Origin of the sequence: Streptomyces olindensis, from assembly GCF_040645895.1 — a bacterium.
In the GTDB taxonomy this organism is placed as follows: Bacteria; Actinomycetota; Actinomycetes; order Streptomycetales; family Streptomycetaceae; genus Streptomyces; species Streptomyces olindensis.
The window spans coordinates 143754-156117 of the sequence record NZ_JBEYZD010000005.1 but is presented as its reverse complement, the minus strand read 5'-3'; the positions used below and the strand labels follow the sequence as shown (position 1 = coordinate 156117).

Genomic DNA, 12364 nt, shown 5'->3' with positions numbered 1-12364 from the left:
ACCATGAGCACCGTCCTGGCCGGACACGGCCTCGTCAAGAAATACGGCTCCACCACCGCTCTGGCCGGCGTCGACGTGGAGGTCCGCGAGCGCGACTCGCTGGCGATCATGGGCCCGTCGGGGTCCGGCAAGTCGACCCTGCTGCACACCCTCGCCGGGATCATCCGGCCCGACGGCGGCCAGGTGCTCCTGCGGAGCGAGCGCATCGACGACCTGGGGGAGAACCGGCTCAGCGCCCTGCGCCGCAAGCGCTTCGGCTTCGTCTTCCAGTTCGGCCAGCTGCTGCCCGAACTGCCCGCCGAGGAGAACATCGCCCTGCCGCTGATGCTGGAGGGCGTGCCGCGCCGCGAGGCCGTCACCCGGGCCCGCCACTGGTTCGCACCGCTCGGCCTGGAGGGGCTGGAGCAGCGCCGCCCCGGGCAGCTCTCCGGCGGACAGGCACAGCGGGTCGCCATCGCCCGTGCCCTGGTCGTCGAACCGGACGTCGTCTTCGCGGACGAGCCGACCGGAGCCCTGGACCAGCGCACCAGCACGGAGGTCGTCCGACTGCTGACCTTCGCCACCCGGGAGACCGGGGCCGCCCTGGTCATGGTCACGCACGACGCCGACGTCGCCGCCCACTGCGACCGCGTCCTCCACGTCCGCGACGGCCGTATCAGCGACCACAGCCAGTTCACCGTCGCCTGAGACGCCCGACCCGGATCCGACCCCAACCCGAAGACCAAGCCCAAGCCAAAGCCCTGCGGAGCCCCCATGCGTTCCCCCGTCCTGCCCCTGACCTGGCACCTCGCCAGGTCCTCCGGCCGCCGCGGCCTGCACTCCCAGCTGCTCGCGGCCGGGGCCGCCGCCGTCGGCTCGTTCCTGCTGCTGCTGATGATCGCCGCCTCCCTCGGCGCGGGCACCCGCGCCGACCACACCACGTGGCGCACCCCCGACGCCGTCCCCGCCAAGGAGGCCACGGCCGTCCAGGCCACGACCACGACGTACGTCCGCCACGAGCCGGTCACCGTCGTGAACCTGGCACAGCTGCCCGGCCGCCAGGAGACCCCCGCACCGCCCGGCCTGAGCGGCTTCCCGAAGCAGGGCCAGGTGTACGTCTCCCCGGCCCTCGCCGACCTGCTGCACGAGCTGCCCGCGGGGCAACTCGCCGGCCGCTTCCCGGAGGTGAAGTCCTACGGCACGATCGGCGCCGCCGGTCTCGCCTCACCCGACGAACTCGTCGCGGTGGTCGGACGGGCGCCCGGCGACAGGGCCGTCTCCAAGGCCGCCGGGGAGCAGAACTACTACGACGAGAACCTGACGGAGCGCGCGCTCGTCGCCGGTTTCTCCGGCACCGAGGCGAGCGTGTTCACCGGCGCCGACCAGGGGACCGTGCTCCTCGGAGTGGTACTCCTCGTCATGCCGGTCGTCGTACTGGCCTCGGCCGCCGGACGGCTCGGCGCGGCCCGGCGCGAGCAGCGGCTCGCCGCACTGCGGCTGGCCGGGGCGACCCCCCGGCAGATCCTCGCCATGACCGCCGTCGAGGCGGCCGCGGTCGGCGCGGCCGGGGCACTGGCGGGCGCGCTCGCCTACACGGCCCTGCTGCCCGCGCTCGCCGAAGTCCCGTACGGCGTGGGCGGCTGGTACACGGGCCGCTTGTGGGTGGGACTGCCGTGGCTCGCCGCGGTGGTGCTGGCCGTCACGGCGCTGATCACCGTCAGCGCGGTGACGATGCTCCGCCAGGTGGTCACCTCACCCCTGGGCGTCGCCCAGCAGGCCGACCCGCGTCGGACCCGCCTCATCCGCCTGCTTCTGTTCGTGGCGGTCCTGCTCTACATCTGGGCGAACACGAGCGACGGCGGCCAGTTGACGGTCCGTCAACTGCTCGGTCTGCTCGCGCTCTTCTACGGCGCGTTCTGGATGCTCGGCCCCTGGGTCGTGGACCGGCTCGGCCGGATCGTGGGCCGCCGCGCCGACCGCCCGGCCACGCTGCTCGCCGCGCGCCGCCTCAGTGACGACCCGCGCGGAGCGTGGCGCACCGTCAGCGGACTCGTCCTCGCCGGCTTCGTGGCCGGGTTCTTCTCCGTCAGCACACTCGGTTCCGAAGGCCCGCGCCACGAGGGCCAGGTGGCGGTGATCACCGCGAACGCCGCCGACGCGCGGCGCACCGCGGCCGAGGCCCGGACGCTCCTGCGCGAGGCGGGCGTCACGGCGACCGTCGCCGTCACGAGCGAGGACGACTACTTGAGCCTGCTCGGCGGTGTCGACGGCGTGACCGCCCAGGTCTCCGGCGGGCAGGAGAAGACCGACACCGCCGTCACCGCCCTGACGCCCCTCGGCTCGGGCAGGTACCCGATCACGCAGGAGTACGTGTCCGCGCCGGACGACACGATCACCGCCCGCGTCGCCACCGTCAGCACCGCCACCCTGGTGCTGAGCTTCCTCGTCGCGGCCGCCTCCGCCGGCCTCACGGCCGCCGCGAACGTCCTCGACCGGCGCCGGGTCTACGGCCTGCTGCGGCTGGCCGGCACCCCGCTCCAGGTGCTGGACCGGGCCCGGATCCGCGAGACCGTCATCCCGCTGACCGTCCTGGCCGGCGGCACCACCGCGATGGGCGTCTTCGGCGCCACGCAGCTCAACAAGGCGGCCGGCACCACCATCAACACCTCCGGTGCCCTGCAACTGGTGATCTGCGTGACCGTCGGCGCGCTGGCCATGCTCGCCGCGATCGCCGGCAGCAAGCCGCTGCTGCGGAAGGTGACGGCGGGCCCGGCACAGACGGCGGACTGACACCGTGCCGACGCCACTGCCACCGTGCCGCGCTACTCGTCGGAGAGCGTGAGGTCGGGAACCCGCCAGGCCGCCAGCACGAAGGCGAGCAGGGAAACCGCGGCGCCGGTGAGGAAGACGAGACGCATCGAGGCGACGTAGCCCTCCAGGAACGGCAGCGCCACGCTCGGGTCGAGGGCGTGCAGGAAGGCGGAATCCTCCAGGTCGACCCCGCCGCCGGGGCGCAGGACCCCCGTCAGGGCGTGCGCGTTGTCCGGCTGGGACAGAAGCCGGCGGAAGGCCGGGTCCTGGCGCGCCTCGGCCAGCCGCTCGGCGATGCTGCCGGCCGCCGTGGTGAACAGGATCGACAGGAACGCCGCGGTGCCGACCGTACCGCCGTTGGAGCGGAAGAAGTTGACGGACGCCGTCGCCGCTCCCATGTCCGTACGGGGCACCTCGCACTGCGCGAGCGTGGTGAGCGTCTGCATCGACGCACCGAGTCCCGCGCCCATCAGGACCATGCCGAGCGCCGGGTGCCACAGCGGACTGTCCACGCGCAGCGTCGCGAACACGAGCATCGCGGCGGTGAACGAGCCCGCACCGGCGACGAGATGGACCTTGAACCGGCCGGTCCGGGCGACCATCCGGCCCGTCAGCAACGTCACCGCCAGGTTCGCGGCGACCGTGGGCAGGGTCGCCAGACCCGCCGCGATGGGGCTCATACCGCGCACGAGCTGGAGGTAGAGAGGCAGTGTCGTCATGGCGCCGAACATGCCGATGCCGACGACGAAGTGCAGTCCGACGCCCAGCCGGAAGGCCCGGATGCGGAACAGGCGCGGCGGCAGCAGCGCGGCGTCACCGCGACGGCGCTCCACCATGACGAACACGGCGAGCCCCGCCACGCCGATCGCGTACATCACCAGGGCCCGGGGCGAGCCCCACCCCCAGACGCGGCCCTGCTCGGCGACCGTCAGCAGCGGCACCAGCCCCACGGCCAGGGCGAGCGCCCCCGCGTAGTCGAGCCGGTGCCGCACCCGCCGCTGCGGGAAGCGCAGCACGCGCGTGATCGCCACCGCGGCCGCGGCGGCGAGCGGCACGTTGATCAGGAAGATCCAGCGCCAGCCGGCGATGCCCAGCAGCTCGGCCCGGTCGGCGAAGGCACCGCCCACGAGCGGCCCGGCGATGCTGGCGCCGCCGAACACGGCCATGAAGTAGCCCTGGTAACGGCCCCGTTCGCGAGGAGTGGTGATGTCGGCGACGATGGTCATCGCCAGCGACATCAGCCCACCGCCACCGAGCCCCTGCACGGCGCGGAACGCCGCGAGTTCGTAGATCGACGTGGCGCATCCGCACAGCAGCGAGCCGACGGTGAACAGGGCGATCGCGGCGAGGTAGACGGGCCTGCGGCCGTGGATGTCGGAGAGCTTGCCGTACAGCGGCGTCGCGATGGTGGCGGTGATGAGATACGCGGTGGTCACCCACGCCTGGGCGGTCAGCCCGTGCAGGTCGTCGGCGATGGTCCGCAGCGCCGACGAGACCACCGTCTGGTCCAGCGCGCCCAGGAACATGCCGAGCACCAGCCCGGACATGACGGTGGTGATCTGCCGGTGACTGAGCCGCGGGGGCATGTCCCCGGCCGCGCCCTGTTCTTGGGTGTCGGAGAAGGTCACGTGTCGTCCTCGGGGTGGGGGCGGGTACGGCACGCGGGCGCGGACCGCCCGGGAACCCCGGTACGCTCCGCGCCCGCGGCGAGGCGGCTAGCCGGCGAGGCCGGCCAGGTCGCCGACCGCCTGCCCTATCTCCGGCAGGGTCAGCATCGCCAGCTGGGCCGACCGGGCCCGCGCCCGGGGCTCGGGATCGGCGAGGAGTTTGCGGCACACGTCGGCGATGCCGCTCGCGCTGCGGTTCGTGATGTGCCGGCCCAGGCCCAGCTCCTCCACGCGCTCCGCGTTGGCGGGCTGGTCCCCGAAGTGCGGCAGGACCGCCAGCGGCGTGCCGGTGCGCATGGCCTCCCGGATGCTGTTGAAGCCGCCGTGGGTGACGAACAGGTCGACCGACTCCAGCAGCAGCGGCTGCGGCACCCGCTCGGTGACCCGCACGTGCCCGGGCAGTCCATCGGTGTCCACCGGTACACCGGAGGTCGACACGATCACCGTGCAGTCGTCCAGCTCGGCCGCCGCCCCCACGATGGCGCGCAGGCTCTCGGTGGGGTCCGGCAGCTTCACGGGCAGGGACGTTTCGTCGTCCGCCGTGCGCTCACGGATCTTCGGCAGGGCGGTGCCGATCGCGGCGTACACCAGCGGCCGGTCCGTGGGCAGTCCGGCGGCCCACTCCGGCAGCGCCCGGCCGCGCTCGACGTCCACCGTCTGCCGGTAGGACCACGCCTCGGGCAGGTGACGGGCGAAGGAGAAGGGGGGCGGCACGTAGTCGACGCGGCCGTGCGGGGCGACCGACAGCGGGTCGTCCACCACGGGCAGCCCCAGCTCCGCGCGCCGCTCGTTCAGCTGCGGCAGCACCTCGGCGGGGTCCAGGATGTTGCTGAACCCGGACGGCGTCGGCAACTGCGGCACGCCGAGCAGTTCGGCGGTGAGCACCGCGCCCATGTCCATGCCGTCCCGCAGGACCACGTCGGGCCGGAAGTCCCGGGCGATGGGCAGCAGGATGTCCAGGTGCGGCTTGACTCCGGGCCCGGCCACGTGGCGCATCAGCAGCCGGGCCAGCACGTCCGTCGGCTCCGTCAGATCGGCCGTGCCCCGGAGCTCGGCGAGGTACGGCCCCACCGCGGCGAGCGGGTCGAACTCCGGTAAAGCGGCCCTCACTTGTACGTCGTCGTCCCGGAAGACGGGGACGAGCGCTTCGGTGGTGACCACCAGCACCTGGTGCCCGGCCCCGGCCAGGGCGCGCAGCAGGGGCAGTTGGGCACGCCCGTGGGAGGGACTGCCGAGCGTGGTGCACAGAACCCGCATGGGATGGGCCTCTCTCTTGGAATCTTCTTCGGGGGAGGGGTGATCGGGGACCCGCACCGGTGTCACGCCACGCGTGCCGGTGTCACGCCACGTGGGCCGGTGTCACGCCACACGCGCCGGGCTCTCCGCGTGCCCGATGCCGTGCCGGCTCAGCCCGGCCCGCGCCAGCCGGTCCGCGTCCAGCAGGTTGCGGAAGTCGTGGACCTCCCGGCCGGACATGCGCGCGGCGATCGCCGCCCAGTCGAGGTCGCGCAGCTCCGGCCACTCGGTGAGGACCAGACAGGCCGCCGCCCCCTCCGCCGCCCGCACCGGGTCGTCGACGAGGTCGAGCAGATCGCTCAGGTCGGGCCGCTCCTCGCGCAACGCCGGGTCGTACGCCGTGAGTTCGGCCCCGCGCTCGCGCAGCAGCCGGGCGACGGAGAGCGCGGGGGAGTCGCGCAGATCGGAGGTGCCGGCCTTGAAGGTCAGGCCGTACAGGGCGAGTCGTACGCTGCGCAGCGATCCGTCCGCGCCGCTTCCGCACGAGGCGGCGACCCGGTCGACGAGCTGCCGCTGGTGGCTGACGTTGGTCTCGATGGTGGCGCGCAGCAGGGGGAAGTCGACCCCGGCCAGTTCGCACAAGGTCAGCAGGGCGTGGGTGTCCTTGGGCAGACAGGAGCCGCCCCAGCCGGGACCGGGCCGCAGGAACGCGGAGCCGATGCGCGGGTCCCGGCCGATGCCCTCGGTGACGTCGTCGATGTCGGCGCCGAAGCGCTCGCAGACGGTGGCCAGGTTGTTGGCGAAGGACAGCTTCATCGCGAGGAAGAAGTTCGCCGCGTACTTGGTCAGTTCGGCGCTCGCCGGGTCGGTGAGCACCAGCGGGGCGTCCAGCCCGGCGTACAGGTCGGCGACGCGCCGGGCGGCCTCCCGGTCGGCGGCGCCGATGACGATCCGGTCGGGGTGCAGGAAGTCCTGCACGGCGCGGCCCTCGCGCAGGAACTCCGGGTTGCTCACCACGGCCACGTCGTCCCGGCCGAGCAGCGCGGCGACGCGCTCGCTCGTCCCGACCGGCACGGTCGACTTGTTGACGACGACACAGCCGGGTGGCAGCACCTCGCGGATCTGCGCGGCGACGGCCTCCACGGCGGCGAGATCGGCAGCGCCGCCCGCCCCCATGGGCGTGGGCAGGCACAGGAACACGACCTCGGTCTCGGCGACGGCGGCCGCGGTGTCGCCGGTGAAGTCGAGCAGGGCCGCGTCCAGGGCGTCCCGGACGGTTTCGGGCAGGCCGGGCTCGAGGATGTCCACCCGGGCCTCGCGCAGGCGCTCGACCTTGTGCGGGTCGGCGTCCGCGCACACCACGGAGTGCCCGAGGGAGGCCAGACAGGCGCCGGTTGTCAGTCCGACGTAGCCGGTGCCGATCACGGCGACGCGTCGAGCAGGCACAGAAGATCACCTTTTCCGGTCGGTGGGGGGATGCCCGTGTGCGACGGCCGAAGGGCGCGCGGGAGCGCGCTCGGCCACGACGTGCGGGCGGACCTGGAAGGGCCGACTCCGTCGTACGGCCCGGGCACAGCGAGGCACAGCGAGGACTCAAGTCATCAAGCGTTGACCGGAGTCAGGTATCGCATGCGCCGAGAAGACAAGTCAACGTTTGATGACAACGGTCGGTGACTTTGAGACAGTCGCCGCAGACTGGAACATGGGCGGACGGCCGAAGGGCCGTGGACCAGGAGGTGCGGCACGTGACCGGAGTACACAACGGCGAGGCGGCAGAGGCGGCGGCCCGCCGGCCCGCCCACAAACGCTCGGCCTCGGCGACGCGTACGGCGCTGCGGGCCGCCGCGGCCTTCCGCTTCGGCAAGTACGGCTACGAGGGCACCAGCGTGCGCGACATCGCGGGCGACGTGGGGGTGGACGCGGCCCTCGTCTACCGCTACTTCGGCTCGAAAGAAGCGCTGTTCAACGACGTGTCCGGGGCCGGCAGGATATTCGAGCCGCTGTTGGACGAGCCGGTCGAGGCGATACCCGACTGGTTCTGCGCGCTGCTCATGGGGCCGCCGAACGAGGGTGACTTCCCGCATCCGGTGCTCTCCGTGCTGCGGTCCTCCGGCCGGGACGAGGCGGTGGCACGGTTGCGGGCGGACTTCACGGAGATCTTCTCCCGTCGCCTGGCCGCCCGCCTCGACGGCCCCGACGCCGACCTGCGGGCGGAACTCCTCGCGGCCTGGATGCTCGGCACGAGCCTGATGCGCACGGAGATCCGCCCACCCGCCCTCGTCTCGACGCCGGACGCCACGCTGGAGCGCTATCTGCGGGCGGGCATCGAGGTCCTGCTGGGCCCGGCACCGGCACCGGCAACGTCACCGGCACAGGACGACGGGACACCCGGGTCCGGGGGAGAGGAAGACGCCGTCGGCGGCAGTTGACGCCCCCCCGGCACGCCCCCGGCACGGCCGCCGGGCCCGGCGGCCGTACGGGACTTCGGTCAGGCGTGGGACAGGGCGAAGGAGACCAGGAACCCGCACACGGTGACCGGCCCGATCGCCAGGTGGGCGTCCTGCTAACCGACCCGCTGCATCGCCTTCCGGTGCCGCTCCGCCATCGCCGCGCCGGACTCGCGGCGGGCCATCCTGCGCAGGACCGACGGTGCCAGGAGCAGCCCGGCGACCGTCCAGGCGCCCAGCACGCCCGCCGTCTCCAGGTGCCGCCAAGAGGCGCCGATCTCGGCGGCGACCGCGTCGGCCGGCAGCAACGCGGAGCGCAGTGCGAGCCCGAGCCAGTACACCGGGAAGACCTGCCCGACGGTCTGCAGCCACTCGGGCAGCTTCGACAGCGGGAAGTAGATCCCGGAGATCGCGACGAGTCCCATCACCGGAAGCATCAGCAGCCCGACCGTGCGCGGGCTGTCGACGAGTGAGCCGATGACGGCGCCCACCGGCAGGGTGGCGAGCAGGCCCAGCGGGACCGCCCACACCAGCGTCAGCAAGGCTCCGCCGCCCTGCCGGGCGACCCCGTCCACGAGGAACACACCGAAGGCGAAGGGGAGTGCCATGGAGGCCACGGCCGTACCCGACACCATGACGATCTTCCCGACGAGGTGGCCGACCATGCCGTGGGGCACGGCTTTGGCCCGCAGCAGCGTGCCGTCCTCCCGCTCGGTCGCGAGCAGTTGCGCCGTGGTCATCATCCCGGTGAACGCCAGCGTCATGCCCAGCATGCTCGGCAGCAGGAACGCGCCGGTCGAGATGTCGGTGCCCTTCAGCCGGTCGTCCCCGGCCAGGAACAGCGGAACGAGGAGCAGGACCGTCCAGAGCACGTAACCGAACACGTCCTGGCCGGTGGTGAAGGTGTGCCGGAGTTCCGTCCAGCCGCGCCGCACCCCTGCTCCGGCCGCGTACCACACCGGACTCATCGCGCTCCCCCCTCGAAAGCCTGCGCCGCCCGCTCCTCGGGAACGCTTCCCGTCTCCAGCTCCCGCACCATGGTCAGATAGGTGTCCTCCAGGCTCGCCCGGCGCACCTCCAGCCCGCCGATCGCCTCGCCGTGCTCCTCGAACAGCCGTCGGACGAACCGGGTGGGCTCGGCCGTCGACTCCTCGTAGCGCCGCCCGTCCCGCGTCCAGCGCACGGTGGCCTCGGCCGACGCCCGCCGGGACAGTTCCTCGGCCGGCCCGTCGGCCACGATCCGGCCCCCGGCCAGGATGAGGATCCGGTGGGCGAGCCGCTCCGCCTCGGCGAGGTCGTGCGTGGTCATCAGGACGGTGGTGTTCTCGTCGGCGAGTCCGCGGACCAGGCCGTGGAACTCGTTCCGCGCCTCCGGGTCCAGGCCGGCCGTCGGCTCGTCCAGGAACAGCAGCTCGGGCCTGCCCACGATGCCGACGGCCACGTCGAAGCGCCTGCGCTGGCCGCCGGACAGGGTCCCGATCCGCTTGTCCGCCTGCTCGGTCAGCCCCACTGCGGCGAGGAGTTCGTCGACGTCCCACGGGCGCCGTATGAGGCCGGTGGAGTACGGCACGTAGTAGGAGCCGAGATGGGCCAGCAACTCCCGTACCCGCCACTTGCCGTGATCCCGCCAGGACTGCAGCACGACGCCCAGGCGCGCACGCCACCGCTCGTCCCCGCGAGCCGGATCCGTGCCGAGGACGCTCACGTCGCCGTCGGAGCGCATCCGGAAGCCTTCCAGGATCTCGATCGTGGTCGTCTTGCCGGCGCCGTTCGGGCCGAGCAGCACCAGGACCTCGCCCCGGCGGGCGGTGAAGCCGACTCCCTTCAGCACGTCCTGGCTGCGGTAGCGCATCCGCAGGTCGTGTACGGCGATGACCGTGTCGTCCTCCGGCGGCCGGCCGCCGGTTCCCGGTAACGCGTGACCGGTCGTCATCGGCGTTCCCCCGTCCGTCTCGTGTTCCGTCCTGTGGATCGGGGCCGGAGACCGTGCCGATGTCCGGGGTCAGGGGACGTCGTCGACGGCTGCGGCTGCCGTTGCCGCCGGCAGCGGTCGTTCGGGCCCTCTCCGGGCGAACACATTACCGAACGGTGCCGGTGCCTCTGCGGTTGCACCGGACCGGACCGGCCCGGCTCAAGGCCGGGCCGGGCGCGTCGTCACTCGGTGCCGAGACCGGCGTCGTCGACCTCCTCCTTGCCCTCGGCCCTGAGCACCTTGTTGAGCGGTGCGAGATCGTAGATGCCCTTCAGGTCGGGCTTCTCCAGCAGCCCGGCCTTGACCGCGTGGTCCGCCTCGGTGCGGAGGGTGGAGGCGAGCGGGTCGTCGAGGAAGGTGATGGACTTCCAGGCCGGGTCCAGGACGTCGGCGGGCAGCGCCTTCCCGGACAGGGTCTCCAGGGCCTTGTTCGCGGAGGCCTTCGCCCGGTCGGGGTGGGCGTTGATCCACGCGTTGGTCCGCACCGAACCGCGCAGCACGGCCTCGACCACGTCCGGATGCTGCTTCAGGAACTCCTGCCGCACGATGATGTTCGTGATCACGAACTTCTTGTCGGGCCACAGCGTCGACTCGTCGAGCAGCACCTTGCCGCCCTCGGAGACCAGCTTCGACGCGGTCGGCTCGGGCACCCACGCGCCGTCGATGGAGCCGGACTTGTAGGCGTCCGGGGTGACCTTGTTGTCCGTGCGGACGACGGAGACGTCGCCCCGGCCGCTCGCGGCGTCGACCTTCCACCCCTGGTCCTTCACCCAGTTGAGGAACGCGACGTCCTGGGTGTTGCCGTGCTGCGGCGTGGCGATCTTCTTGCCCTTGACGTCCTGGAGGGACTTGATCCGGTCCGGGTTGACGACGAGCTTCACGCCGCCCGAGGTGGAACCGCCGATGATGCGCAGGTTCCTGCCGTTCGACTTGGTGTAGCCGTTGATGGCGGGGGAGGGACCGATCCAGCCGATGTCGATGGAGCCGGCGTTCAGCGCCTCGATCTCGGAGGGCCCGGCGTTGAACGTCGAGGGCTTGATCGTCGTGCCGCCGAGCTCCTTCTGCAGGAGGCCCTCCTGGACGCCGACGAGCGCGGTGGCGTGGGTGAGGTTGGGGAAGTAGCCGATCTTCACCTCGTCGGCGGAGAGCTTCTTCGCGCCCGCCGCGACCTGGCTCTGCTTGCCGTCGTCGGTGGACTGGGAGCCGTATCCGCAGGCGGTGAGCAGCAGCGGGAGCGCGGCGGTGACGGCGAGGGTGCGCAGGGCGGTGAGCGGTCTGGCGGCAGACACGGAGGTGTCCTCTCGGGGAGACGGTGGATCGGTGAGGAGCGGCGCGTGCGGGCGTGAGGCCCGCGGGCACGCGCCGTTGCTCCGCTCGCCGGCACCCGGCGGCGGGAACGCCGCCGCGGGGTTCGGGAGCGGAGGTGTGCGGTGTGGGGGGAGGAGGAGGCGCGGCAGGTGCCGCCGCCCGGAGCGCGGGACTCGGCGGGCGGTCTCAGTTCGGGACTCGGCGGGCGGCCTCGGCGCGGGACTCGGCGGGCGGTCTCAGGCGCGTCGACAGATGGCGCTGGACGTCCGGCCGAGGTCGATGTGGCGGCGCGAGGTCAGCAGGAGGAACGACCGGCCCGCGCGGTGGTGCGTTGCCATGGCCACCTCCTGGTTCCCTAGTTTTCCTACCTGGCTGATAGGGATCGTGACAGAAGGGCGCGCCGGCCCCAAGAGGGCTTTCACATAGTGGACGAGATGATCTCGTCAGGTGGGACGTGTGTCGGCATCCCGGCGCGTCAGGGGTTGGTCCAGGCCCCCGGCGCGTCGGTCAACGCCGAGACCTCCGCGGGGAGTTGGGCCGACGCGACATCGGCGAGGGACACGCCCTCCAGGATCTCGCGCACGTTGGACCGCAGCGCGATCCACAGCGGGAGCAGCGACTGGGCGGGGCCGGTGTACGACAGGTCCGGCGGGCGGACCCCGCGGACCGACACCAGCGGCCCGTCCACGACGCGGATGACGTCGGCGATGCTGATGGACTCCGCGGGCTTGGCCAGCCGGTAGCCGCCGTTGCCGCCGCGCTGGCTGAGGATGAGACCGCCCCGGCGCATGTCGTTGAGGATGCTCTCCAGGAACTTGTGCGGGATGTCCTGGGCGTCGGCGATGGCCTCGGCCTTCAGTGGCAGGTCGTCCCGGGACGCGGCGAGCTGCAGCGCGGCACGTACCGCGTAGTCCGCCCTGGCTGAGATCCGCATGCGTCCATTA

11 protein-coding genes are annotated in these 12364 nt (G+C 72.6%); 3 read left to right on the top strand and 8 right to left on the bottom strand.

What is annotated here, in order from left to right; genetic code table 11:
* The first annotated feature begins 3 nt into the window (after nucleotides 1-3).
* Both ABZ948_RS04700 and ABZ948_RS04695 read left to right on the top strand, forming a co-directional pair.
* Nucleotides 4-687, top strand: coding sequence for an ABC transporter ATP-binding protein (locus ABZ948_RS04700; RefSeq protein ID WP_359757247.1), 684 nt, complete (start codon nucleotides 4-6; stop codon nucleotides 685-687).
* Between the two features lie 66 nt (nucleotides 688-753).
* Nucleotides 754-2769: an FtsX-like permease family protein gene (locus tag ABZ948_RS04695; RefSeq protein WP_359757245.1), complete on the top strand. Its 2016-nt coding sequence runs from the start codon at nucleotides 754-756 to the stop codon at nucleotides 2767-2769.
* Between the two features lie 32 nt (nucleotides 2770-2801).
* Here the strand turns inward: ABZ948_RS04695 and ABZ948_RS04690 are convergent, their stop codons facing one another.
* The 3 genes from ABZ948_RS04690 to ABZ948_RS04680 all read right to left on the bottom strand — a co-directional run bounded on the left by ABZ948_RS04690 (nucleotide 2802) and on the right by ABZ948_RS04680 (nucleotide 7139).
* The gene (locus tag ABZ948_RS04690; RefSeq protein WP_359757243.1) at nucleotides 2802-4418 is read right to left on the bottom strand and encodes an MDR family MFS transporter; all 1617 of its coding nucleotides are present in this window, start codon (nucleotides 4416-4418) and stop codon (nucleotides 2802-2804) included.
* 87 nt (nucleotides 4419-4505) lie between these two features.
* Nucleotides 4506-5714: a glycosyltransferase gene (locus ABZ948_RS04685; protein ID WP_359757241.1), complete on the bottom strand. Its 1209-nt coding sequence runs from the start codon at nucleotides 5712-5714 to the stop codon at nucleotides 4506-4508.
* A 102-nt stretch (nucleotides 5715-5816) separates the two neighbouring features.
* Complete coding sequence (locus tag ABZ948_RS04680) at nucleotides 5817-7139, bottom strand: UDP-glucose dehydrogenase family protein (RefSeq protein WP_359757239.1); 1323 nt, start codon at nucleotides 7137-7139, stop codon at nucleotides 5817-5819.
* A gap of 299 nt (nucleotides 7140-7438) precedes the next feature.
* On the opposite strand from ABZ948_RS04680, the gene ABZ948_RS04675 reads away from it, so the two are divergent.
* Nucleotides 7439-8122, top strand: a complete 684-nt coding sequence (locus ABZ948_RS04675) for a TetR/AcrR family transcriptional regulator (protein WP_359757237.1) — start codon at nucleotides 7439-7441, stop codon at nucleotides 8120-8122.
* A 134-nt stretch (nucleotides 8123-8256) separates the two neighbouring features.
* On the opposite strand, the gene ABZ948_RS04670 is transcribed toward ABZ948_RS04675, so the two are convergent.
* The 5 genes from ABZ948_RS04670 to ABZ948_RS04650 all read right to left on the bottom strand — a co-directional run bounded on the left by ABZ948_RS04670 (nucleotide 8257) and on the right by ABZ948_RS04650 (nucleotide 12354).
* Entirely contained in the window at nucleotides 8257-9108 is an 852-nt protein-coding gene (locus ABZ948_RS04670; protein ID WP_359757235.1) for an ABC transporter permease, read from the bottom strand.
* Entirely contained in the window at nucleotides 9105-10073 is a 969-nt protein-coding gene (locus ABZ948_RS04665) for an ABC transporter ATP-binding protein (RefSeq protein ID WP_359757233.1), read from the bottom strand. The genes ABZ948_RS04670 and ABZ948_RS04665 overlap by 4 nt, the downstream gene beginning before the upstream one ends.
* 221 nt (nucleotides 10074-10294) lie before the next feature.
* Entirely contained in the window at nucleotides 10295-11401 is a 1107-nt protein-coding gene (locus tag ABZ948_RS04660) for an aliphatic sulfonate ABC transporter substrate-binding protein (protein ID WP_359757231.1), read from the bottom strand.
* Between the two features lie 255 nt (nucleotides 11402-11656).
* The gene (locus tag ABZ948_RS04655; RefSeq protein WP_359757229.1) at nucleotides 11657-11758 is read right to left on the bottom strand and encodes a putative leader peptide; all 102 of its coding nucleotides are present in this window, start codon (nucleotides 11756-11758) and stop codon (nucleotides 11657-11659) included.
* A gap of 137 nt (nucleotides 11759-11895) precedes the next feature.
* Nucleotides 11896-12354, bottom strand: a complete 459-nt coding sequence (locus ABZ948_RS04650; RefSeq protein ID WP_359757227.1) for an RrF2 family transcriptional regulator — start codon at nucleotides 12352-12354, stop codon at nucleotides 11896-11898.
* Between the last annotated feature and the right edge of the window lie 10 nt (nucleotides 12355-12364).

Excerpts from the sequence above, each read along its gene's own strand:
- ABZ948_RS04665 (WP_359757233.1), bottom strand. The coding sequence starts at position 10,073 with ATGACGACCGGTCACGCGTTACCGGGAACCGGCGGCCGGCCGCCGGAG.
- ABZ948_RS04650 (WP_359757227.1), bottom strand. The coding sequence starts at position 12,354 with ATGCGGATCTCAGCCAGGGCGGACTACGCGGTACGTGCCGCGCTGCAG.
- ABZ948_RS04700 (WP_359757247.1), top strand. The coding sequence starts at position 4 with ATGAGCACCGTCCTGGCCGGACACGGCCTCGTCAAGAAATACGGCTCC.
- ABZ948_RS04670 (WP_359757235.1), bottom strand. The coding sequence starts at position 9,108 with ATGAGTCCGGTGTGGTACGCGGCCGGAGCAGGGGTGCGGCGCGGCTGG.
- ABZ948_RS04655 (WP_359757229.1), bottom strand. The coding sequence starts at position 11,758 with ATGGCAACGCACCACCGCGCGGGCCGGTCGTTCCTCCTGCTGACCTCG.
- ABZ948_RS04685 (WP_359757241.1), bottom strand. The coding sequence starts at position 5,714 with ATGCGGGTTCTGTGCACCACGCTCGGCAGTCCCTCCCACGGGCGTGCC.
- ABZ948_RS04695 (WP_359757245.1), top strand. The coding sequence starts at position 754 with ATGCGTTCCCCCGTCCTGCCCCTGACCTGGCACCTCGCCAGGTCCTCC.